The organism is Methanobrevibacter sp. (genome assembly GCF_051877095.1).
GTDB lineage: Archaea > Methanobacteriota > Methanobacteria > Methanobacteriales > Methanobacteriaceae > Methanocatella.
Genome location: NZ_JBJEIO010000009.1, coordinates 95,087 through 116,444, shown reverse-complemented (window position 1 = coordinate 116,444; position 21,358 = coordinate 95,087). Strand labels below are relative to the sequence as shown.

25 protein-coding genes and 1 tRNA gene are annotated in these 21,358 nt (G+C 28.7%); 16 read left to right on the top strand and 10 right to left on the bottom strand.

The window, feature by feature from the left end; translation table 11 throughout:
* The first annotated feature begins 182 nt into the window (after positions 1 to 182).
* Together ACI389_RS06545 and ACI389_RS06540 are read left to right on the top strand one after the other, a co-directional pair.
* Positions 183 to 1,325 carry an adhesin gene (locus ACI389_RS06545; protein WP_439780729.1) on the top strand — a complete coding sequence of 381 codons (1,143 nt, stop codon included), beginning with the start codon at positions 183 to 185 and terminating at the stop codon, positions 1,323 to 1,325.
* Positions 1,326 to 1,371: 46 nt separating this feature from the next.
* Positions 1,372 to 2,055, top strand: a complete 684-nt coding sequence (locus tag ACI389_RS06540; RefSeq protein ID WP_439780728.1) for an MIP family channel protein — start codon at positions 1,372 to 1,374, stop codon at positions 2,053 to 2,055.
* A 24-nt stretch (positions 2,056 to 2,079) separates the two neighbouring features.
* Here ACI389_RS06540 and ACI389_RS06535 read toward each other — a convergent pair whose 3' ends face one another.
* Positions 2,080 to 2,772, bottom strand: a complete 693-nt coding sequence (locus tag ACI389_RS06535; RefSeq protein WP_439780727.1) for a nitroreductase family protein — start codon at positions 2,770 to 2,772, stop codon at positions 2,080 to 2,082.
* A gap of 76 nt (positions 2,773 to 2,848) precedes the next feature.
* Here ACI389_RS06535 and pyrH point away from each other — a divergent pair, with 76 nt between their 5' ends.
* The 5 genes from pyrH to ACI389_RS06510 are packed head-to-tail and all read left to right on the top strand — an operon-like array spanning position 2,849 to position 5,712.
* Complete coding sequence (gene pyrH, locus ACI389_RS06530; RefSeq protein ID WP_439780726.1) at positions 2,849 to 3,526, top strand: UMP kinase; 678 nt, start codon at positions 2,849 to 2,851, stop codon at positions 3,524 to 3,526.
* A gap of 8 nt (positions 3,527 to 3,534) precedes the next feature.
* Positions 3,535 to 4,323 (top strand): TatD family hydrolase, encoded by a 789-nt coding sequence (locus tag ACI389_RS06525; protein WP_439780725.1) that lies wholly within the window; start codon positions 3,535 to 3,537, stop codon positions 4,321 to 4,323.
* Positions 4,324 to 4,336: 13 nt separating this feature from the next.
* Positions 4,337 to 4,528: a DUF2116 family Zn-ribbon domain-containing protein gene (locus ACI389_RS06520; RefSeq protein WP_439780724.1), complete on the top strand. Its 192-nt coding sequence runs from the start codon at positions 4,337 to 4,339 to the stop codon at positions 4,526 to 4,528.
* Between the two features lie 7 nt (positions 4,529 to 4,535).
* Positions 4,536 to 4,859 (top strand): heavy metal-binding domain-containing protein, encoded by a 324-nt coding sequence (locus ACI389_RS06515; protein WP_439780723.1) that lies wholly within the window; start codon positions 4,536 to 4,538, stop codon positions 4,857 to 4,859.
* A gap of 1 nt (position 4,860) precedes the next feature.
* Positions 4,861 to 5,712 carry a hypothetical protein gene (locus ACI389_RS06510; RefSeq protein ID WP_439780722.1) on the top strand — a complete coding sequence of 284 codons (852 nt, stop codon included), beginning with the start codon at positions 4,861 to 4,863 and terminating at the stop codon, positions 5,710 to 5,712.
* 143 nt (positions 5,713 to 5,855) lie between these two features.
* On the opposite strand, the gene ACI389_RS06505 is transcribed toward ACI389_RS06510, so the two are convergent.
* Positions 5,856 to 6,005 carry a hypothetical protein gene (locus tag ACI389_RS06505; protein WP_439780721.1) on the bottom strand — a complete coding sequence of 50 codons (150 nt, stop codon included), beginning with the start codon at positions 6,003 to 6,005 and terminating at the stop codon, positions 5,856 to 5,858.
* A 9-nt stretch (positions 6,006 to 6,014) separates the two neighbouring features.
* Positions 6,015 to 6,824, bottom strand: a complete 810-nt coding sequence (locus tag ACI389_RS06500; protein WP_439780720.1) for a sulfite exporter TauE/SafE family protein — start codon at positions 6,822 to 6,824, stop codon at positions 6,015 to 6,017.
* A gap of 40 nt (positions 6,825 to 6,864) precedes the next feature.
* Here ACI389_RS06500 and ACI389_RS06495 point away from each other — a divergent pair, with 40 nt between their 5' ends.
* On the top strand, positions 6,865 to 7,923 hold the full coding sequence (locus ACI389_RS06495) for a hypothetical protein (protein WP_439780719.1): 1,059 nt from the start codon (positions 6,865 to 6,867) through the stop codon (positions 7,921 to 7,923).
* A gap of 2 nt (positions 7,924 to 7,925) precedes the next feature.
* Here ACI389_RS06495 and ACI389_RS06490 read toward each other — a convergent pair whose 3' ends face one another.
* Complete coding sequence (locus ACI389_RS06490; protein ID WP_439780718.1) at positions 7,926 to 8,957, bottom strand: YeiH family protein; 1,032 nt, start codon at positions 8,955 to 8,957, stop codon at positions 7,926 to 7,928.
* A 111-nt stretch (positions 8,958 to 9,068) separates the two neighbouring features.
* Here ACI389_RS06490 and ACI389_RS06485 point away from each other — a divergent pair, with 111 nt between their 5' ends.
* From ACI389_RS06485 to ACI389_RS06475, 3 genes are all read left to right on the top strand, one after another.
* Complete coding sequence (locus ACI389_RS06485; RefSeq protein WP_439780717.1) at positions 9,069 to 9,956, top strand: DMT family transporter; 888 nt, start codon at positions 9,069 to 9,071, stop codon at positions 9,954 to 9,956.
* A 204-nt stretch (positions 9,957 to 10,160) separates the two neighbouring features.
* Positions 10,161 to 12,047 carry an MJ1255/VC2487 family glycosyltransferase gene (locus tag ACI389_RS06480; RefSeq protein ID WP_439780716.1) on the top strand — a complete coding sequence of 629 codons (1,887 nt, stop codon included), beginning with the start codon at positions 10,161 to 10,163 and terminating at the stop codon, positions 12,045 to 12,047.
* A gap of 135 nt (positions 12,048 to 12,182) precedes the next feature.
* Positions 12,183 to 12,443 carry a transcriptional regulator gene (locus ACI389_RS06475; protein ID WP_439780715.1) on the top strand — a complete coding sequence of 87 codons (261 nt, stop codon included), beginning with the start codon at positions 12,183 to 12,185 and terminating at the stop codon, positions 12,441 to 12,443.
* Between the two features lie 355 nt (positions 12,444 to 12,798).
* On the opposite strand, the gene ACI389_RS06470 is transcribed toward ACI389_RS06475, so the two are convergent.
* From ACI389_RS06470 to ACI389_RS06460, 3 genes are all read right to left on the bottom strand, one after another.
* Positions 12,799 to 13,734 carry a transcription initiation factor IIB gene (locus ACI389_RS06470; RefSeq protein ID WP_439780714.1) on the bottom strand — a complete coding sequence of 312 codons (936 nt, stop codon included), beginning with the start codon at positions 13,732 to 13,734 and terminating at the stop codon, positions 12,799 to 12,801.
* A gap of 41 nt (positions 13,735 to 13,775) precedes the next feature.
* Positions 13,776 to 14,078, bottom strand: coding sequence for a Gar1/Naf1 family protein (locus ACI389_RS06465; RefSeq protein WP_439780713.1), 303 nt, complete (start codon positions 14,076 to 14,078; stop codon positions 13,776 to 13,778).
* Positions 14,079 to 14,175: 97 nt separating this feature from the next.
* Positions 14,176 to 14,919: an RraA family protein gene (locus ACI389_RS06460; protein ID WP_439780712.1), complete on the bottom strand. Its 744-nt coding sequence runs from the start codon at positions 14,917 to 14,919 to the stop codon at positions 14,176 to 14,178.
* Between the two features lie 397 nt (positions 14,920 to 15,316).
* Between ACI389_RS06460 and dnaG the strand changes: the two genes are divergently transcribed.
* The 5 genes from dnaG (at position 15,317) to ACI389_RS06435 (ending at position 19,098) form a co-directional block, all read left to right on the top strand.
* Positions 15,317 to 16,579 carry a DNA primase DnaG gene (dnaG, locus tag ACI389_RS06455; RefSeq protein WP_432645821.1) on the top strand — a complete coding sequence of 421 codons (1,263 nt, stop codon included), beginning with the start codon at positions 15,317 to 15,319 and terminating at the stop codon, positions 16,577 to 16,579.
* Positions 16,580 to 16,630: 51 nt separating this feature from the next.
* Positions 16,631 to 17,236, top strand: coding sequence for a biotin transporter BioY (locus ACI389_RS06450; RefSeq protein ID WP_439780745.1), 606 nt, complete (start codon positions 16,631 to 16,633; stop codon positions 17,234 to 17,236).
* Positions 17,237 to 17,277: 41 nt separating this feature from the next.
* A complete protein-coding gene (locus tag ACI389_RS06445; protein ID WP_432645820.1) occupies positions 17,278 to 17,670 on the top strand; it encodes a DUF1284 domain-containing protein in 393 nt (130 codons plus the stop codon).
* 139 nt (positions 17,671 to 17,809) lie between these two features.
* Positions 17,810 to 17,881 (top strand) — tRNA-Gln (locus tag ACI389_RS06440).
* 35 nt (positions 17,882 to 17,916) lie between these two features.
* Positions 17,917 to 19,098, top strand: a complete 1,182-nt coding sequence (locus ACI389_RS06435) for an ATP-grasp domain-containing protein (RefSeq protein ID WP_439780711.1) — start codon at positions 17,917 to 17,919, stop codon at positions 19,096 to 19,098.
* Here ACI389_RS06435 and ACI389_RS06430 read toward each other — a convergent pair.
* The 3 genes from ACI389_RS06430 to ACI389_RS06420 form a co-directional block, all read right to left on the bottom strand.
* Entirely contained in the window at positions 19,073 to 19,222 is a 150-nt protein-coding gene (locus ACI389_RS06430) for a hypothetical protein (RefSeq protein WP_439780710.1), read from the bottom strand. The genes ACI389_RS06435 and ACI389_RS06430 overlap by 26 nt on opposite strands.
* Before the next feature lie 501 nt (positions 19,223 to 19,723).
* On the bottom strand, positions 19,724 to 20,257 hold the full coding sequence (locus tag ACI389_RS06425) for a hypothetical protein (protein WP_439780709.1): 534 nt from the start codon (positions 20,255 to 20,257) through the stop codon (positions 19,724 to 19,726).
* A 393-nt stretch (positions 20,258 to 20,650) separates the two neighbouring features.
* A complete protein-coding gene (locus tag ACI389_RS06420; protein WP_439780708.1) occupies positions 20,651 to 21,334 on the bottom strand; it encodes a V-type ATP synthase subunit D in 684 nt (227 codons plus the stop codon).
* Positions 21,335 to 21,358: the final 24 nt, after the last annotated feature.

Here is a 21,358-nt window from a genome sequence, read left to right as displayed (position 1 = left end):
TCTTTAAATCCTCAAAAAATCTATTAAACTCTAATTTATTTAAATATTCTCTTATAAACGACTTAAAATTAATATAATCAAAAAATATTAGATTTAAATAGAAATATTTTAAAAGTATCTTAAAAAAATATTTTATTGATAAAGTTGATAAATAACTATTACTTAATGTAGGGATTGAAATAATGAAAAAACAAATTGCAATAATATTAATGATTCTGTTAATAGCAGCACCAATTGTGCAAGGAGTGTGTGCATCAAAAACCGCATTCATTACATCAGATAATTTAATAGATAAAGAAACTGACACAAAGATGCTGAATTCTATTAAGAATTACGTTGAAGAAATAAGTAATGGTGAAATTCAAGTAATCGTCGATAATGAAGCTCCAGGACCTGGAGAAGGTTGGCGATCAATAAACGTAACAAGTGATGTGAGTATTGATTTAGCTGCATCAGATGCTGGAAATTACATACAACTTGCATCTGCAACAACTACTGGAAATAAACAGATTATTTTTATAAATACTGGCGACTTTGATTTAGATAATCATTCTAGTTTCTTAAGAAGAGCATGGGATGATAATTATTCAAATGAATCCCTTGCAGGATTACGTGACCCTGGAACATTCCTTAACAATGCTGGAATACAATATATCCAACTTGCTAAAGATCATCCTGACAATATTGATAAAAATGGTCATTTAGATAGATACGATGAGGAAATGAACCGTGATATAGCAGAAAAAATAGTTAATATTGTTAATAATCATGATAATAGCTCAAAAGAGCTAAGCGATACATTGATTGTAAAAAATAAACTATCACCAAAAGGAATGGCAGATGCAAGTAAAATGCTTGTTGAAGGTGGAGATAAAGAAATGAAAGGACCATATGGTTCATATTCCACCCCACAATTGCTTTATCAAACCAGTTCCTACCTCAACGGTGATGGAATTGACATTCCTAAAAGTTATGATGAACCAGATAATCCATTAGGAATTTCATTTTTAACTAGAGATACCTATAGCATTTACGATTATTTCAAAATGGGAGGAATCGTTAAAAATTATATGGATGCTAATGGAAAGGCACCAGATTCAATAGAGTATGAAGGAGCTCATATAAGTTATTATGATTTAACATATAATTTCGCAAAAATAGTTCAAAATCATACCGATACAAGCCATATGGGCTTTGAAAGTGAATATCACTTCGATAAAGTGAATGATTCAATATTATTACATATATTCCCATTTATATTAATATTATTCGTATTATTCCTTGTATACTTGCTTATAAAAAGAATTAGAAGGTTTAGAAAATAAAAAAATTTTTATTAAATGAATCAAAAAAATAAACTGAGGAATTTTTATGAAGAGATATATATCAGAATTAATTGGAACAATGGTTCTCGTTTTATTCGGTTGTGGAAGTGCAGCTATTGCCGGTTCCGTGCTAGGAACACTCGGTATTGCTCTAGCATTTGGTTTATCAATTGTTGCTATGGCATATGTAATTGGAGACATCTCTGGATGTCACATCAACCCTGCTGTTTCAATCGGTATGTGGATTGATGGAAGATTAAAAACACAAGATTTAGTTATCTACATCATATTCCAATGTATTGGTGCAATTATTGGTATTAGTCTTTTAGCTATCATAATCAACTCTGCTCCAAGCCTTGGAGGATATCTTGCTACAGGACTTGGTCAAAATGGATTTGGAGCTGCATCAAGTGTAGGTTTAAATGTTACTGGTGCATTAATTGTTGAGATAATCTTAACATTTGTATTTGTATTTACCGTCCTTGGTGTTACTAAAAAAACAGAAAACGCTACAGTTGCAGGTATAGTTATTGGTTTAACCCTTGCATTCGTACATATTATGGGAATCCCATTAACTGGAACATCTGTTAACCCAGCACGTAGTATAGCACCTGCTTTATTCATTGGTGGACAAGCACTCCAACAAGTTTGGGTATTTATTGTAGCACCAATAATCGGTGCAATTATTGCAGGTGGAGTTTTCAAAGGATTAAACTCAGAGGATGCATAAATCCTCAATTATCCTTTTCTTTTTTTAAATTTTAATACTTCCAATATAAGTATAACCTTTAAGATCATCAAAACTAGTTTTAATTTTAAATTCAAAAGTATCCATATTAGATAAATACATATGAGCTAAAGCTATTCCCATATCAATCATATTCAATTTTTCAATAATTTGACGTTTTAGAATATTCTGTTTTACTTGATAAACATCAAAACCATCATTTACATGTTTAAAATACCATGGCTGTGAATTAATAGCTGATGGAGCAAGTTGTGCAGGAATTAATTTTTCATCTTCAAAATCAGATATTTCAGATAACTCCTTTCTTTTAAATTTAGATAATTCTCTTGTTATATCATCAGAACGACCAAAAGATATTGGAATCACAAATTCAGAAGTTTTATTCTTAGGAACATCTAATCCAACCCAACAAGTTCCAATACCCCTACTTTGAAGATATAAACAAAGTTGCTGGAAAATAAAACCAACATTCATTAAATAATTCTCTTTTTTCTCAGAATATACTGCTAAATAATAAGGAGCAGACCAACGATTACGAACATTAACTTCATCACGTGTTAAAATTTCATAATGATAATTAATTTCATCAATAAGAGGATTGACAGACTCCATAAAATTATGAATCAAATCCATATCAATAGTTTCATCTAAATAGTCACGACAAGATTTTCTAATGTAAATTTGTTTTTGTAAATTCATTATCAATAGTTATTTATCTAATACTTATTAAAATTTAAATAATAATTAAAAGATACACTATAACTAAGGTGAATATATGAAAATTGTAATTGCAATTGGAGGATCAATTTTACTTAAGGAATATGACTCTGAAAAATTCAAAGAATACAGTGCTATTTTAAAAGATTTAGCAACAGAACATGAATTATTCGTTGTTGTAGGTGGTGGAAAACCTGCTAGAGAATATATTAATATTGTTCGTGATTTAGGTGCTAGTGAAGCACAATGCGACGATATTGGAATTGAAGTAACAAGAGTTAATGCTAAATTAATGTTATCTGCACTTGGTGATACAGCATACCAAAGAGTGCCACACAATTTCCAAGAAGCCTTAGAATTCTCAGCTACTGGAAAAATTATTGTAATGGGTGGAACTGAACCTGCACACAGTACAGATGCAGTATCTGCAATCTTAGCAGAATACATTCAAGCAGATAAACTCATTAACTTAACTTCCGTGGATGGAATGTATACAAAAGATCCTAATAAATTTGATGATGCAGAACTTGTCCCTGAAATTACAGCAACTGATTTACTAGACTTTTTAAGTGGTAAAGATGTTAAAGCTGGAACTTACGAATTTTTTGACACCACAGCTGTTCAAATGATTAAAAGATCTGATTTAGAAACTGTTATTACAAACGGTTTTAAACCAGAAAACTTAATCAAAGCAGTTAACGGAGAAAATGTAGGAACAAGAGTCATTAACGAATAGGTGATTTAGTGGATAATCTTGTTGATATTGGCTTAAACTTAATGCATTCTTCATTTAAAAAAGACAGAATTGAGATTATTGAAGAAGCAAAAAAAGTAGGTGTTAACCAATTCATCATAACAGGAACTAATGTAGATTCAAGCCAAATGGCTGCTCAATATGCTTCAAAATATCCTGGGACTTTATTTTCAACATCAGGCGTTCATCCACATGATGCTAAAACATGCAATGAGAATACAATGTTTGAACTTGAAAAAATAGCTAAAAATGATTGTGTTGTAGCTATTGGTGAATGTGGTCTTGATTATAATAGAAACTTTTCACCACAGGATGTACAAAGAAAATGGTTTGAAGCTCAAATAGAAGTTGCTGAAAAGATAGATTTACCTTTATTTATGCATGAAAGAGAAGCACATGAAGATTTATACAACATATTAAAAAGACATGATAATATTATTGAAAAATCAGTAGTGCACTGTTTTACTGGAACAAAACAAGAAGCAGAAAACTACATTGATTTAGGATGTTATATTGGTGTTACTGGATGGATTTGTGATATGAAAAGAGGAAAAGACCTTCAAGAAGCAGTAAGTGCAATTCCTCCTGAAAAACTAATGATTGAAACAGATGCACCGTTTTTAATACCAAAAAACTTCGAATTTAAACCTAAGAAAAATAGAAATGAACCAAAATATTTACCTCACATCCTCAAAACAATTGCACATTACATGGAAATAGATGCAGAAGAACTTGGAGACCAAGTCAGTAAAAATACTAAAAAATTTTTTAAAATATAAGGAGATGAAAAAAATGGCAGTAGAACCTCATAAACATTGTCCAATATGTGGAACACCAATTCCATTAAATGAACTTGTATGCTCACCAGATTGTCAAAAAGTCTGGGATGCAAGATTAGCACAAACTAAAAGAAGTAGACTTATTTTATACGTAGTAATTGCAATATTCTTAATAGTTTGGGCGATTATGACCTTCATGAAATAGGGATAAAATGATTTTAACATCTTCAAATACTCTCGTCACTAAAAAAGTAGTCGAATATAAAGGATTAGTTACTGGCGAATCTCTCATTGGAGCAAATATTTATAAAGACTTATTTTCAGGTGTTCGTGACGTTGTAGGTGGAAGAACTTCAAAATATGAAGAAGAATTAAAAAAAGCAAGGGATATTGCTCTTAAAAGTATGGAAGAAAAAGCTGAAAATTTAGGTGCAAATGCCATAATTGGACTTAAAATATCTTACGATAATCTCGGTGGTACAATGGGAAATACAATTCTTGTAACCGCTTATGGCACTGCTGTAAAATGTGAATAAAATGAAATTTAAAGTACCAAAAAAACCTGAAAACTTACGAGAGAGAATCATATGCATAACTTTTGGTACTTTAATAGGTATCATAGTTTATATAGTATTCTTATACTTACATATAGAAGTTTTTGGCTGGAATTTCGGATTAGTCTTTGGACCGTTGCTTGCAGGATATGCTGAAACAATGCTTGCACGAAAAATGATTAATACAGACACTGGTGCTATAAGTGCATTTATTATTTTTGCAATTACCACCTTTTACAGCTTTATTTTAGTAAATCCTACATTCGGTCCAAATTTTCTCACATTAGGAATAAGCACTATAATATTACAGGCTGCTTTTCCTACACTAATCAATTATATATTACTTGTTATCTTAATTGGAGCAGTTTTTTACATTTTAAGATTTGTTAAAAATGTAATAACAAATATATATATCAAAATAAAACGTATAGTATACAAATACATTCTCAAAAAACCATTTGTTGAAGAAAAACCTAGAATTATTGGATCTTATGATGAACTTGGAAATAATCAATTAATTAATAGCTTAAATTTTATTTTTATAACTAGTACCGATGTTCCTGATAAGCAAATTATTAATTTAGGTCAATTTCAATCAACCGTAATTTTGGAAAAAGAACCTGAACTATTGGATTTAAATCTAAAAGAGCGAGAAACCCACAAATTAAGAATATTGAAAACTGGAAAAGATGAATGTCTAATTGAATTAACTAATAAAATAAAAGCTGCTGGTGGAAATGGCGTTATTAATTTAGATATTCAGTACAACTTAATTGGACTTGGTGGTGACAGCTACCAAATAAGTGCAATGGGAATGGGAGTGTATATTAAATAAAAGGTGAGCATATGGATAAAGAAATGATTGTATCAATTATTGGATACCTCGTAGCATTAATGATTCCGATAGCAGGTTTAGTATTCGGAGCATTTTTGTTTTACTTTAAAAAAGACAACCCAACATATCGAAAACAAGGAAGATTAATTATTTATTTCTCTATCGTAAGAAATATTCTTAAATTTACTATCCTTTTTAGGTTTTGCCTTGCCTTTTATGTTTTTAAGTTTATCAAAAATATCTTCTGCTTTACCTGCATCAAAATTTTCTCCAATTTTTCTATTATCAGACATAAAATCACCTTAAGGTAATATTCCTAACATCTTTAATGCCATGTATAAAATTACTATTGAAAAGATTATTTTTAACTTTTTTTGAGGAACTTTATGTGCCATTTTAGCACCAATTGATGCCATAGGTACTGAAAAACATCCAATCAAAACTAAGTTAATAATACTTATATAACCTATTGAATATGGAAATGTACTTACTCCCCAACCAGAAATCATGTAAGATAAAAATCCTCCAATTGCAGTTAAGCTAATAAATATTGAAGAAGTTCCTATTGCTTCAATCATTGAAAATCCTAAAAATGCTGTTAAAATAGCTATTAAAAATACTCCTCCTCCAACTCCTAAAAGTCCAGATGAAAATCCAACAAGCAATCCAATAATACCTATATTCACCCAGTTGAATGAAAATTTAGCATTTTGCCTTTCTTTATTAATATTGACAATATTATTGAAAGTAATGAACAACAATAAAATACCGAATATTATCTCTAATACTTTTACAGGAAGTGCAACTGCAACCAATCCTCCTATAAAACCACCAACTATTCCAAAAACACCCAATTGAATCCCTGGTTTTAAAATATTATCCATTGATTGTGTATGCCTATATGCACCACTAATTGATGTTGGAATAATAATTGCAAGGCTTGTCCCAAAAGAAATAAGAATAGCAAGATCAGGTGCAACACCAATATATTTTAATAGGAAATATTGAAGTGGAGTTATTAAGAAACCACCACCAACTCCCAAAAGTCCTGATGCAAAACCCGCACATATCCCGATTAAAATTAAACCTATGAAATATCCAACCGTAAACATAACATCACTTATTTAAAGTATTAATATTAAATTATTGGTAATGAAACTTAATAAAACTATCATAGTTGGATTCCTATTCATATTACTTGGAGGATTCATATTTGTATCCGACATATTAAATCCAATCATACGACCAATAACCTATATCATTTTAATGGGATCCTCAAAAGGAAAAGACATTATGTTATTTTGTCTTTTAGGATTATTTTTAATTTTATCACAAGTAATACCTAAAAAAGTTGATGTAACAAAATATTTAAAAATATCAATAGTTCTTGGATGTATCTTACTCATTTTAGGCAATCTCCTAGAAATTATTTTTAGATTACAAATGGGAATCAAACTTAACAGTGTATTTTGCTCCATGTCAAACACAATGACTTCCACAAGCATTCTACATACTCACTTATTAAAATCCATTTTAGGTGAAGTTTTAACTAAAATTATTGGACCTTTTATCCAAAGTGACATTAATACTGCCGTTGGTTTATATTCATATATTCCAAGTATTAGTTTTTTGATAATTCTAATAATTCCAATATTATTCATTACCCTTGTTTTAGCAAATCAAAAAAGACCCTGGGTTACAAATTTTTTAGTTGCACTATTTTCAAGTAGTCTACTTATTGGATTATTTGATGGTGGGCTTTGGGCAACACCATCCCTTGTTGGAATTCTAGGATTATGGCTTATTTATAGAAATGGTTATTACTTAAACTTACATGTAGGAACCATCATGAAAAATAAAAAATTATTAAAAGATAATGAAGCAATCCAACCTCCCTATCGAAATATTGGATTAAGTGAAGCAAGATACATATTTAATAGAATATTACCCATCTTAGTAATCCTTATTGTAGTAGCTTTAAGATTTAGTGTTGCTTTTGCAGGTGCAGAACCAGATTATTATACTGTAGAAATAGAGGGCATATCAGATAATGTTGATTTTGGAGATATTCCAATTAAAAAAATAAACAATGAAACCTACCACGTAGATTCCAGTTATAATGAAATGGAATTACTCAATGATTTAAAAATACCATTAAATAATTCCTGTGAGTATTATACAGTTTCATGGAACATATATTCCTATTTATAACTTTAAATTATTCCTAAAGCAAATTGAAGTACAATACTTACAATAATAATTGCAATCCAACAGGTAGCTCCGAGAATTATTGGTTTTGTTCCAGATTTAACTAATTTAACAATATCAGTATGTAAACCAATAGCTGCCATAGCTAATATAATAAAGAATTTACTTAACTCTTTAAATGGTAAAAATACATTTGCATCTACACCAAAACTTATAGCAACTGTTGTAATAATTGAAGCTATTACAAAATATAAAATAAACATTGGAAATGCTCTTCTTAATGAAAACTCTCCACCTTTATACTCCTCTTTTTTTGAAGTAAAAATAGATAATGCTAAAGTAATTGGAATAATTGCTAATGTACGTGTTAATTTAACTGTACTTGCTTTATCAAGAGTCTCACTTCCAAGTCCCCACATATTATCCCAAGTAGCAGCAGCTGCAGTTACAGATGAGGTATCATTAATTGCGGTCCCTGCAAACAGTGCAAAAGGTTCTGCATTGACTGTTGAAAATCCAATAATCTTTCCTAAAAAAGGGAAAACAATTGCTGCAATAACATTGAAGAAAAAGATTACTGAAATTGACTGTGCAACTTGCTCTTCATCTGCATTGATTACAGGTGCAGTTGCAGCGATTGCTGATCCTCCACAAATTGATGAACCAACACCAATCAATATTGCAGATTTCTCTTCAATATTCAAGATTTTTTGCATAATGAAAGCAACGACCAAAGCAACAGAAATTGTTGCAATGATAATTGGAAGGGATTGGATTCCAGTTAATAAAATTACATTTAAGTTCAACCCAAATCCTAAAAGAACAACAGCAGCCTGCAAGACATATTTAGATGTGAAACTTATTCCTTCATCACATTTCTCTTTATTATGCCATACAAGTGCAATCAGCATTCCTAATACAATTGCAATAATTGGACCTCCAATAACTGGGAATAAATTCCCCAAAAATAAGGAGGGAATAGCGATAATCAAACAAACTATTATACCCGAAGAATATTTAGAAATTGAATCAAACATGAATACACCGAATAAAATTAATTATATCTAAATTAATATATATTTAAATTGTATTATAAAAAATTTTAGTTTTTAGATAAAGTTTTATATATCTAAATTCAATTAAAATTTATGAAAAAAATCTATTTTATTTTACCAATTCTTGCCGGAGTAATGTTTGGATCCGGTGGAGTATTTGTTCGAACATTAATGGCAAATGGAATTAATTCAACAACACTTCTTTTTTTAAGATTTTCAATAGCAATCATTCCAATAATTATAGCCATTTTATTAACCGATAAGAATTTATTTAAAATAGATTTAAGGGACATCCCACTATTTTTAGTTTGTGGAATATCCATTGTAGGACTTAATTTATGTTATAATGAATCTATGGGAAATATTCCACTTTCATTAGCCGCAGTATTATTATCACTTGCTCCAATTTATGTCATTATAATAGCATATTTTGCATTTAAAGAAAAAATAACAAGTAAAAAATTAATTTGTATGACATTAGCTATTTTTGGATGTATATTAATGACTGGAGTTTTAGAAATAAATTTAAATAATCTTCCAGTTTATGGAATCATCGCAGGTATTGGTTCAGGAATCTTTTGGGCAATTTACTTAATAGCTTCCAAAAAATCAATGAAAAAAGGAAATCATACTTTTACAATTCTCCTTTACTCAATTACATTTATTTCAATAGGATTGCTCCCATTTACAAATTTTGAACAAATTACAAATTTCATTTCAATAAATCCAATTTTAGTTATAATATTCTTAATAATGCACTCAACATTACCATTTGCTCTTCCTTACATTTTCTCAACTCTAAGTTTAGATTATGTGGATTCAGGAATAGTCTCAATATTGTTATCTGGAGTAGAACCAATTGCCGCACTAATATTCGGATTAATATTTTACTCTGAAATTCCAACACTTTTAATGTCTTGTGGATTCATATTAAACATCATTTCAATGATGATGTTAAGTAGAAAAGAAGAGAATGAATAAAGCTCATCAATATAATAATTCCCATTGTAATCCTATTAATATATTGAAAACTCAAAAATAGTGAAGTAATCCTTTTTAAAAGCATTAAATAACTTTTAAAATCTTTAAAAGAAACAAACATTCAATGAATGAAATTTATTTACTAAAAGTTAAAATCTTATTTTTTAATAAAACTTTATTAATTTAAAAAATAAACCTTAACATATGATTTTAAGCATTATTATACCCACTTACAATGAAGAAGAGTACCTCCCAATTCTCTTAGACAGTATAAAAAAACAAAATTTTGATGATTATGAGATTATTGTAGCTGATGCAAATTCAACTGATAGAACAAGAGAAATAGCTGAAGAATATGGTTGTACAATAGTAGATGGAGGAATGCCAGGTGTGGGAAGAAATAGTGGTGCTAATGTTGCAAAAGGAGATATTCTACTCTTTCTCGATTCAGACTTAAAATTAACAGATGATTATCTAAGAGATGTTATTTATGAATTTAAAATGGAAAGACTTGGAATAGCTATAACCCGTATGGAACCCCTTTCAAATAAAGTTGAAGATAAATTGTACCATGATTTTGCAAATTTCTTTATGATTAGTGTTGAAAACATCAAACCCCACGGTGCTGGATGTTACGGAATCATTGCAAAAAAAAAATTACACGAAGAATGCAATGGATTTGATGAATCACTAACATTTGGTGAAGATACTGATTATATTGAAAGATTAGCTAAAAAAGAAAAATTCAAAGTTTTAAGAAAAGCAAAAATTGGCGTTTCAACAAGAAGACTTGAAGAAGAAGGAATTACTACATTAATTAAACAATATGGTAGAAGTACTGTTAATGATTTTTTAGGTAAAAGAACTGATATTAATGAGCTAAATTATACATTCGATCATGGCCATGCTAAAATTAGTGAATCTAAAATGCCAAATCTTGAAAAAAGAATAGAAACTATTAACGACATTAAAGAAACTTATGAAGAATCAAAAGAAAAAGTTAATAAAATTAAATCCCAGTTAAAACCTAAAAGAAATAAAAAAAGAGTATTTTATTGTGTTTGCGGTGAAGGAATGGGTCATGCAATAAGAACTGGAGTAATCGTTGATAGGATTAAAGATGAATATGATGTTTATTTATTCTCAAGTGACCGAGCTTACGAATACTTAAAATCTAAATTTGACAATGTTTATAAAATCGGTGGTTTTAACACAGTCTACATTAACAATAAAGTAAATAATATGAAAACCCTTGCAAATGCTTTAAAAAGAAATCCAAGTAATATAAAAACAGGGTATGACAATTTATATAAAAAAGCAAGAGAACTTAAGCCAGATATTATTGTAACTGATTTTGAAATATATGCAACAATGGTTTCTAAACTCCTTAATATTCCTTTAATTAGTTTAGACAACATTCACATGATTACTCAAACTAAAATTGATTACCCAAAAGACAAATATGTTGAAATGGTTAAAGCAAAAGGAGTAATTAAAACATATGTTGTGAAACCAAAAGTACATATTCTTACAAGCTTCTTTTATCCTAAAATAAGACCTAAAAAGAATGCTATAATTTATCCTCCAATTATACGTGAAGATATTTTAAAATTAACTCCTACCCAAGGAGATCATGTAATCGTTTATCAAACAAGTAAAGAAAGTGGAAAACTCGTTCGTAAATTAAAATCTCTTAATAATGAAAAATTTATTGTTTATGGATTTAATAAAAATGAGACAGAAGGTAACTTAACATATAAAGAGTTTAATGAAGATGTTTTCTACGATGATTTAGCATCATCTAAAGCAGTTATTTGTAATGGTGGATTTACATTTATTTCAGAAGCAATATATCTCAAAAAACCAATTTATTCAGTTCCAGCAATTGGAAACTTTGAACAAACATTAAATGGATTTTACGTTCAAAAATTAGGCTATGGAGAATATCATGAAATCATGAATGCTCCAAAAGTTCAAAAATTCTTATCAAGACTTCCAAAATATCAAGAAAAACTAAAAAATGTCAAAAAGACAAACAATGATGGAATTATACGTGAATTAAAATATAGAATTGAAAAATATTCAAAATAATCATCCCAATACTAATAGTAAAAGAAATAATTCTACTAACCCATCAATACAGATATAACCTAAATATTAAATTAATTTTATATATTAAAAACAAGTTATTAAACTATGTAGAAAACTTTTAAAGGAGGAATAATTATGGATGATGAAACATTGAAAAAATTTGCATATGCGAATATTAGCTCATATCGTTCTAGAACAATGAAAGTTCTTAAAGATGATGTTAAAACACCAACTCAAATTGCGAAAGAAGCTGAAATACTTCCAAATCATATTTCCAAAGTCCTTCGCGAATTAAAAGAAACTGGAATGGCTGAATGCATTAATGAAAAAGCAAGAAAAGGGCGTTTATATCGACTTACAAGTATTGGAGAAGAAATAGTTGATAAATTAGATTAATACTGTGATATTAAGTCTAATGTAAAGTTTTATAATAAATACACTTTGAATGCATTAATTAGACGGTTTGTTCTAATGACTTTGAAATAATATATGTCATAGATATAGATTAAATAATCTAACCATTGAAAATAAATACCCTATCATTTAATCATAAATAAGTCAAATACACTAGGATTAACTAAAAAATCCTACTTTAATAAAAATATACGAAAATAAGAAAAATATATTTTATTATAAACTCTTCTCTTTTTTAATATAACTAACAAAGATATTAAAATTCAATAAAAAAAAGCAAGATTAATAGAGCATTGAATATAACGCTCAAATTAACCTAAATAAATTAGTAAGGTAACTATAAAGTAACACCCATTTCTAATTGTTCTGTAAGCTCTTTATACCTATTTCTGATAGTTACTTCAGTAACACCAGCAATTTCAGCTACATCTCTTTGAGTTTTTCTATCTCCAAGTAAAACTGATGCAATATATAATGCTGCAGCTGCTACACCAGTTGGTCCTCTTCCTGAAGTCAATCCTTTTTCCATTGCTTTTTCAATAATTTCAATAGCTTTAGATTGTGCTTCACCAGAAAGTCCAAGTTCTGATGCAAATCTAGGAACATAATCTACTGGAGAAGTTGGTGGTAATTTAATATTTAACTCACGAGTTAAGAACCTGTATGTACGACCTACTTCTTTTTTAGTTACTCTAGATACTTCAGCAATTTCATCTAAAGTACGTGGAACATTACAACGTCTACATGCAGCATATAATGATGCAGCCACTACTCCTTCAATACTTCTTCCCCTAATCAATTTATTATCTACTGCGCTTCTGTATACTACACTTGCAGCTTCTCTTACACTTCTTGGAAGTCCTAATCTTGAAGAATCACGATCAAGTTCACTTAATGCAAATGCTAAGTTTCTCTCAGTAGCTCCAGAAATTCTAATTTTCCTTTGCCATTTTCTTAATCTGTACCATTGTGCTCTGTTCCTTGCAGGAATGTCACGTCCATAGATGTCTTTGTTTCTCCAATCAATCATGGTACTTAGACCTTTATCGTGAATAGTGTAAGTAATTGGAGCACCAACTCTTGTACGTTTGTCCCTTTGTTCATGGTCAAATGCTCTCCATTCAGGACCCATATCCACAAGATTTTCATCAATAACTAATCCACAATGAGAACATACAACTTCAGCCCTTTCATAATCACCAATTAATTCTGTTGATCCGCATTCAGGACATACTGTTGGTTCTTTAGGTCCATCTTCTTGTGCTTTAGCCATTTGAGCTCTTCTTCCACGTCTTCCTCTTCTTGGAATTTCATCTACTTTTTGTGTTGTGGTTTCTTTTGGCGTGATTTCATCCTCCTTTTTCTATTCTTTTTGGATTTTGGCTTTGATACAAATAATTTTTCGCCACAGTTTTTCTCAATTTCTCCCCTATTTGCCTGTTTAAATAATCTAATTGAAACATAAGGGTTCGCAGTAGGTCCAAAAACATAACCTACTTTACCAATTTTCTTTTTATTACTATCAAATACTATAGCTCCAGGTGACGGTGTCTTAGTTGTTCTAGCTATTAATTTTCCTGAATTTGCAATATGCAAACTTTTACCTAATAATTTCATAAAATCAAATCTGTTTCAGTTATATATAATAAAGAGGTAGTATATAAAGTTATCGATATATTTATATATAAATATTGAATTTTATTTAAATGTTTAACTATTTTTTTCCAAGACCAACGATTTGAGATAAAGTACTACCACTTGTAATTTCATCAATAATCATAGACTCTTTAATTTTAACACCTAATGAAGCTACCATTGTTTTTGCAAACATTTCCTGTGGAATTACAACAATACCGGATTCATCTCCAATGAAAAAATCCCCAGAGTTAATTTTAAATCCATCAATGTCCAATTGTTCATTTAAGCTACCTAAACCTAAAGCAGATCCCGCATTAGGACAATAATTTGATGCGAATACTGGATAATCCATATATAATAAAGCATCTAAATCACGTACAGACCCATAAATTACTGTTGCTTTAATCCCATTGTCACGAGCGCAAGTTGAAGCAAGTTCTCCCCAAATAGCTTTATCTTCACTATCAACTTTAAAGAATAATATATCTCCATCATTAGCAGCGTCAATTGCCATTGCAGAAGTTCCCCAATCATCACTAGTAGTTTCTGCTGTAAAGATTCTACCAAATACTTTCTGATTATTAATTGGTTTTATTTTTTGAATAACTCCAGATCTTCTTGAAATTCCATTATAAGCATCTGAAACTTGACATGCAGATACATTCTCTAAAAGAGAATATAAATTAATATATTCTTCATAGTTGTCTCCAGTAAATTTTAAATCATTAATTGTGACATTATCTAAACAAATTTTACTAATTTCTATACGTTTGTTCAAATTTTTATTTTTATTTAATAAATCATTTGGACTAATTGACATAACTTCACCAATTCCCTTCGATATAATACACTTTATATATTAGTTTTACTAATAAATAATAATGTAGTATTTTTAAGAAATACTTATATTATTATATACTCAATAGAGTTAATTTACATATCATTATTATTAAATTCATTATTAATTTATTACAAAAAAACAGGAGAAACAAGATTATTAAGGAAATATAATATTATATAAAAAAACAATCAAAGATTATTAATTATTTTAGATAGTAAAACCTTAATAATGACTCCACTACGTATATAAACTCTTTTTTAGTGTATAATAGGTCTTTAAGACTGATGAATATAATTATCGTATAATTTATGCAAATTTATCGAATAACTTAGAATTACATAAATTATCCCGAATAATAAGCTCAGGAGGCTTAAGAATGGGAAAAGGTGAAGAATTAACTACAACAAAATATTTAATTCACGCTCAAATTACTGCTAATGGTATTGTTGAAAAACCTGATGTTGTTGGTGCTGTATTTGGGCAAACTGAAGGATTACTCAGTAATGATTTAGATTTAAGAGAATTACAAAGAACTGGAAGAATTGGAAGAATTCAAGTTAACATTCGTTCTAACAGTGGAAGAGCAAAAGGAGAAATTGTAATCCCATCCAGTTTAGATAGAGTTGAAACTGCCATCCTTGCAGCATCTCTCGAAACAATTAATCGTGTAGGTCCTTGTGAAGCTGAAATTCAAACTATTAAAGTTGAAGATGTAAGAGCAGTTAAAAGAGAACAAGTTGTTAACCGTGCAAAAGAAATTTACAAAAACATGGTTGAAAGCGTTGGCCCTACAAGTATTAAAATGATTGAAGAAGTCAGAGAAGCAATGAGAGTTCATGAAATCTCTGAATATGGTGAAGATCGTTTACCTGCTGGACCTGCAATCCATTCATCCGATGCAATTATTGTAGTGGAAGGACGTAGCGATGTTTTAAACTTACTTAAATATGGTATTAAAAACACAGTTGCTGTTGAAGGTGTAAGTGTACCTCAGTCCATTGGAGAATTAAGTAAAAAAAGAACTACCACTGCATTTGTTGATGGTGATAGAGGTGGAGAACTCATCTTAAAAGAACTTTTACAAATTGGTGAAGTCGACTTTATTACTCGTGCTCCTAAAGGAAAAGAAGTTGAAGATTTAGAAAAAGATGAAGTTTTAATTGCACTCAGAGACAAAGTCCCTACTGCACAATTCCTTGCTACTACTAATATTCTAAACGACAATCCTAAAAAAGAAAGTGGTAAGAATCGTAACAATAATAGAAACAATAATAAGCATGATAAAAAACAAAAATACAACAATAACCGTCGTAATGAAGAACCACGCATTGAAGAAGAACCAGTTATTGAAGATGATGAAGTAAGTTTAATGAAAGACATGCTTAGAGAATTTGAAGGAACTGGCGTTGGAGCTATCTTAGATGAAGCATTAAATATGACTAAAGAAGTTGAAGTGGAAAATATCTATGAAGAAATTAAAAACATAGAAGGAACTGCTAATGCTGTAATATTTGATGGTGTTATCAGCCAAAGATTAGTTGATGCAGCTTCAGAAAAAGGCATTGAAAAATTAGTCGCATTTAAATCAGTAAATATAGTTAAAAAACCACATAACGTTAAAATTATAACTATTAACTAAATTGAGAATTAAATAATTCTCTTTTTTTGAATTTGGAGGGATAAAATGAATATTGAAATGCAAAACTATTATAATATTAGAAAAAATGTTTTTGAAAGAATTCAGGATGCTAATACAGCAACTAAATTACTCTTATCATTATTAATGGCATGTTTCACAGGCATAATGGCACAAATTATTATTCCTTTACCATGGACTCCTGTCCCAGTTACTGCTCAAACATTTGCAGTATTATGTTCTGGTCTGTTTTTAGGTAAAAAATATGGATGCTTAAGTCAGATTTTATATATTGTTTTAGGTGCAGCATTTATTCCATGGTTTGGAGGAATGACCGGAGGATTAGACATACTACTTGGATCAACCGGGGGATTCTTTATTGGATTTGTTATTGCATCTTATGTTATTGGAGCAATAACTGAAAAATATGTTGAAGCTCGTAGTTTCAAAAAAATGGCAACTGTAATTGGTGTTATAAACTTCACATTAATTTACATTCCAGGATTATTAGGTCTTGCATTATGGTTAAATTTAACTCAAGGTGCAACCGTTGGTATTTTTGAGCTTTTAATGATGGGTCTTGTACCATTTATCCTTGGAGATATTGTAAAAATCCTAGGTGCAGCATCTGTTTCCAAAGTATTTTTACCAAAAGAATAAAAGGTTATTAAACCTTTCTTTTTTCATTTTTATTGATTATAATGAAACTTATTTTAAGAGGACATCACCTGTTATGCCTTAAAGGTTTTCAGGGCTATGGGTATGATGAAAAATTTACAAAAAATCTAACAAATGTTAATTTAAAAAGAAAATCCCCAGATACAATTATCCAATTAACAAACACCCCTGATGATATTTGTAAAGATTGTCCAAATTTAAAAAACAATGTGTGTATAGATAAAATACAAAATGAAAGAATTGTTTTCATGGACAATGAGGTATTAAAACATTTAGATAAAAAAGAATATAATTCTGTTGAATTGTTTGAAGAAATTAATACTATTTTCAATACAAAAGAATCTATTTCTGAAATTTGTTTTAAATGTATGTGGCATGAAAAATGTTTATTTTATCAAAAATTAACAAATAAATAATCAAGTTATTAATTTTTTAATTTTAGTTTTCATTTTATCGGCATGAAGAAAATGATAAATTTTAAAAAAGGTAAAAGTAACCAAAAGATATAAATATTACTTAATAAAAATATATTAAATGTTGTATATACTACAATATAGTCCCGTAGGGTAGTGGTAATCCTTCTAGGCTTTGGACCCGGAGACGGCGGTTCGACTCCGCTCGGGACTATTACTCTTAAAAAACTTTTTTTTACTTGATATTTTATGGAAAAATTATTACTTATTGGAATTGATACAAGAAGTATGATTAATAGTGCACTCCAACTTAATTTTGAACTATTTTCCACTAGTTATTTTTCAACATCAGATACTCCAACCATTAAAAATCAAAAGATTATTTTAAATGAACAGTCTGGAGAGAGTTGTGGTGTTTTTGAAGATCAATTCAATGAAATGAATATTTTAGAATTCTCAAAAGATTATATTGATGAAGTTGATTATATCATTCCTATTTCTGGTGTATCACCAAATGATTTTCCTAAAAAATATCAAAAGAAAATCTTAGGAACCACAGATGTTTCAGATATTGAAGACAAATTTAAATTCTTTAAAAAAATAAAAAATGAATTCTTAACTCCTATGACTTTTAGATTATCTGATATAGATGAAGCTATTGAAATTAATAAAAATTATCCTAATAATCAATTTATTTTAAAACCTGTTAAAGGAAGTGGAGGATATAACATAACTCTATTAGATAATGCAAGTGATTTGCAATTTAATAGGGGAGAGTTCATGATGCAAGAATATGTTACTGGGATTAATGTGAGTTCATCATTATTATCCACAGGAAATGCTGCAAAAACAATAATAAACTCAAGATTACTTACTATGAATGATTTTGGAAAAAAAGACAATTTCATATATGTTGGAAATATCTTACCATTAACAGATAAGTCAATAATGTCAGATATCAAAGGAATAGATAATATAGTTAAAAATATGAATGAAACTTCAGAGAATTTAGCAGTTAAGTTCAATCTCCTTGGTTCAAACGGTGTTGATTATATCCTTAATGAAAATGGATTATATGTTATTGAAATTAACCCAAGACTCCAAGGTACTTTTGAATGTGTAGAAAAAACTCTTGGAATAAATATGCTTGATGCCCATATTAAATCATGCAAAGGTGAAATCGTTGATATTCCAAAGCCAAAATGTTATTCCTATAAAAAAATTATCTACTCACCAACAAGGATGCAATATCAAAAAATAGATTTAAACAACATTTATGACTTGCCTCACATTGGATCTATAACTGAAAAATCAGAACCTTTACTCACCATAATCGACAGTGACAAAGATTGTGAAAAATTATTTGAAAAAGTAGAATTAGCTAGTGAAATAATAAATAAAAAAGCTAAAATACACCGACTAGATGTATAATAAATAATATAACTCCAATTGTAATCATAAAAGTGGTTATAATCATTGCACGTGTCATCCAAATAAATAACTTAGCTTTATTGTCTGGATCTTTCATAAATTGGTCAATTGGATTTCTTTTCATGGTTACACCGTTTTAAAAAAAAATTGGCTTTGTTAAAAATTATGGAACTTTAATTTTTACTTTTATTATTTTATTTTTAAATTAAAGAGTATAAATTAATATAATCCGTGAATATAATATACTTATATGTCTAAAATAAAAATAAAAGCTCTAAATTATAGTTTTAGCATATAACCAATATAAACTTAACGATTTTTGAAGAATTTTTCACTACATATAGCTAATTTATACTATTAATAATTAAAATATTAATAATAAGATTAGAATCTAATTATAAACTCAAAACAAAAAAATAATAAAAAAAACAATGAGAAAAAATAATCATAATATTAATTTATTCTCACTTTACTAAACTTTAATATCAATTGTACTCTGAAATAGAGACAATTTCCATGTTCATCTAAAATATCCACTGTTGTATGAACAATCATCATTAAAATAATTAATAATTAATAATATAAATATTCTCATAATTATCTTTTTTATTCATGCTCCACTCTATTACCAACCATTCATACTTGTAGAACTTACCTCTTTTGAACTAGTTACATTAGCTTCATAATTTACATGATCCACAACATAATAATTAAACATTTGTCCATTAGTATCTATTATTGTAGAATTCTCAATTACATGAGCAGTTATTTTTAATAAATCTCTAGAAGTAGAGAAATCAGTATATTGTGGTGCATTATCCAATGGTAATTTTTCTGCATCATCAGGACTCATTATAATAAATTCATACCTATCATCCCCGAATATTATATAATCATGATAGTTTTGTGCTAAATTAGATGTAAATGATGTAATTGAAGTATAATTAGCTGAATTATTAACTAAAGATGTATCAACCGAATTATTAAGTAGAGATACATAACTTGTTAACATATTGTTCAATGTGATTACTGTAACTCCATTTTGACCATATATTCTGAATGTTTCTTTCTCTTCAAAACCATCAGTTAAAATGACTGCAGCAATAGATGTCATAACAATTATTATGATTACTCCAATGATTACATATTTTTTATTCATATTATTTCACCTTTTATATACATATATCTTTTTATATTATATATACATATTATATACTTTTTTAAAGTATAATAGCAACATTAAAACTATGAATTATATTATTATAAACATAATCAATATCTTAAAAGTGAAAAATAATAAACAGCCATATTAACTTCCAAACAAGTTAAAACAAATAAATATACTCTTTTTAATGAATATTACTAATCTAAAATCCTTTTTAATTAGTAAAAACAACTTTATTTGAATTATAATTATAAAAAAATAAATTTCTAGTAAAAAAAATTATTACAGTAACTAAATTATAATAGTTTATTTTAAAAATAAATAATATTTTAAACTTTAATTAAAAAAATAATAAAAAATAGAAGAAAATGAAAAGAATAAGAAAAATTATTCTGCATTTTCTGCAGCAGCTGCTTCAGCAGCAGCTTTTTCATTTTTTTCAATAGTAGATCTAATCATTTTCAATCTTACGAAGTTTTCCCTTTCCATTTCTTGGAGTCTCATATCAATATACTTTTCAGTATTTTGGAATCTAGGAATCATAATGTGTTCTAAAGCATTAACCCTACGTTTAGTAGCTTCAATTTCCTCAGCAAGTAAGAAAATAGTTTTTTCCACTTCACCAAGTTCAATTAAAAATTTTAATGATTCCTCGAATTTCTTAGCAGCTTCATCTAATTGGATAGTAGTATCAGAAAATCCATAACCTCTGTCAATAATAGATCTTTCTTCCATTTTAACATTGGTTACAGGTACAGCAACACCCATAACACTTCTTGATGTAATTTCTACATCAATAGATTCTTTAACAGATAATGCTGCTTTTCTAACAGATAAATCACCCATAGCAATTTGAGCTTCAAGTAAAGCATCATTTGCTTCTTTAAGACTTTTTTCTGCGTTTTCACGAATACCTTTGACACGATCCAAGATATCAAAAAACTCTTTAATTAAAGCATCTCTTTTTTCCTTGAGTAAACCATGCCCTTTAACAGCAAGTTTAGTTCTATTTTTAAGAGATAATAATTCCATACGAGTTGGATTAATTCCATCTATAATATCTTGTGCCATTTAATCACCTACATTACTGTAATG

What these genes read in the sequence shown, in the direction of transcription:
- ACI389_RS06475 (WP_439780715.1), top strand. Translation starts at nt 12,183, where the DNA reads ATGGATGATGAAACATTGAAAAAATTTGCATATGCGAATATTAGCTCA.
- ACI389_RS06500 (WP_439780720.1), bottom strand. Translation starts at nt 6,824, where the DNA reads ATGTTTACGGTTGGATATTTCATAGGTTTAATTTTAATCGGGATATGT.
- ACI389_RS06485 (WP_439780717.1), top strand. Translation starts at nt 9,069, where the DNA reads ATGAAAAAAATCTATTTTATTTTACCAATTCTTGCCGGAGTAATGTTT.
- ACI389_RS06480 (WP_439780716.1), top strand. Translation starts at nt 10,161, where the DNA reads ATGATTTTAAGCATTATTATACCCACTTACAATGAAGAAGAGTACCTC.
- ACI389_RS06510 (WP_439780722.1), top strand. Translation starts at nt 4,861, where the DNA reads ATGAAATTTAAAGTACCAAAAAAACCTGAAAACTTACGAGAGAGAATC.
- ACI389_RS06430 (WP_439780710.1), bottom strand. Translation starts at nt 19,222, where the DNA reads ATGAAAAGAAATCCAATTGACCAATTTATGAAAGATCCAGACAATAAA.
- dnaG (WP_432645821.1), top strand. Translation starts at nt 15,317, where the DNA reads ATGGGAAAAGGTGAAGAATTAACTACAACAAAATATTTAATTCACGCT.
- ACI389_RS06420 (WP_439780708.1), bottom strand. Translation starts at nt 21,334, where the DNA reads ATGGCACAAGATATTATAGATGGAATTAATCCAACTCGTATGGAATTA.
- ACI389_RS06460 (WP_439780712.1), bottom strand. Translation starts at nt 14,919, where the DNA reads ATGTCAATTAGTCCAAATGATTTATTAAATAAAAATAAAAATTTGAAC.
- ACI389_RS06425 (WP_439780709.1), bottom strand. Translation starts at nt 20,257, where the DNA reads ATGAATAAAAAATATGTAATCATTGGAGTAATCATAATAATTGTTATG.
- ACI389_RS06520 (WP_439780724.1), top strand. Translation starts at nt 4,337, where the DNA reads ATGGCAGTAGAACCTCATAAACATTGTCCAATATGTGGAACACCAATT.
- ACI389_RS06465 (WP_439780713.1), bottom strand. Translation starts at nt 14,078, where the DNA reads ATGAAATTATTAGGTAAAAGTTTGCATATTGCAAATTCAGGAAAATTA.
- ACI389_RS06540 (WP_439780728.1), top strand. Translation starts at nt 1,372, where the DNA reads ATGAAGAGATATATATCAGAATTAATTGGAACAATGGTTCTCGTTTTA.
- ACI389_RS06535 (WP_439780727.1), bottom strand. Translation starts at nt 2,772, where the DNA reads ATGAATTTACAAAAACAAATTTACATTAGAAAATCTTGTCGTGACTAT.
- pyrH (WP_439780726.1), top strand. Translation starts at nt 2,849, where the DNA reads ATGAAAATTGTAATTGCAATTGGAGGATCAATTTTACTTAAGGAATAT.
- ACI389_RS06470 (WP_439780714.1), bottom strand. Translation starts at nt 13,734, where the DNA reads ATGGCTAAAGCACAAGAAGATGGACCTAAAGAACCAACAGTATGTCCT.
- ACI389_RS06505 (WP_439780721.1), bottom strand. Translation starts at nt 6,005, where the DNA reads ATGTCTGATAATAGAAAAATTGGAGAAAATTTTGATGCAGGTAAAGCA.
- ACI389_RS06445 (WP_432645820.1), top strand. Translation starts at nt 17,278, where the DNA reads ATGAAACTTATTTTAAGAGGACATCACCTGTTATGCCTTAAAGGTTTT.
- ACI389_RS06490 (WP_439780718.1), bottom strand. Translation starts at nt 8,957, where the DNA reads ATGTTTGATTCAATTTCTAAATATTCTTCGGGTATAATAGTTTGTTTG.
- ACI389_RS06515 (WP_439780723.1), top strand. Translation starts at nt 4,536, where the DNA reads ATGATTTTAACATCTTCAAATACTCTCGTCACTAAAAAAGTAGTCGAA.
- ACI389_RS06495 (WP_439780719.1), top strand. Translation starts at nt 6,865, where the DNA reads ATGAAACTTAATAAAACTATCATAGTTGGATTCCTATTCATATTACTT.
- ACI389_RS06435 (WP_439780711.1), top strand. Translation starts at nt 17,917, where the DNA reads ATGGAAAAATTATTACTTATTGGAATTGATACAAGAAGTATGATTAAT.
- ACI389_RS06545 (WP_439780729.1), top strand. Translation starts at nt 183, where the DNA reads ATGAAAAAACAAATTGCAATAATATTAATGATTCTGTTAATAGCAGCA.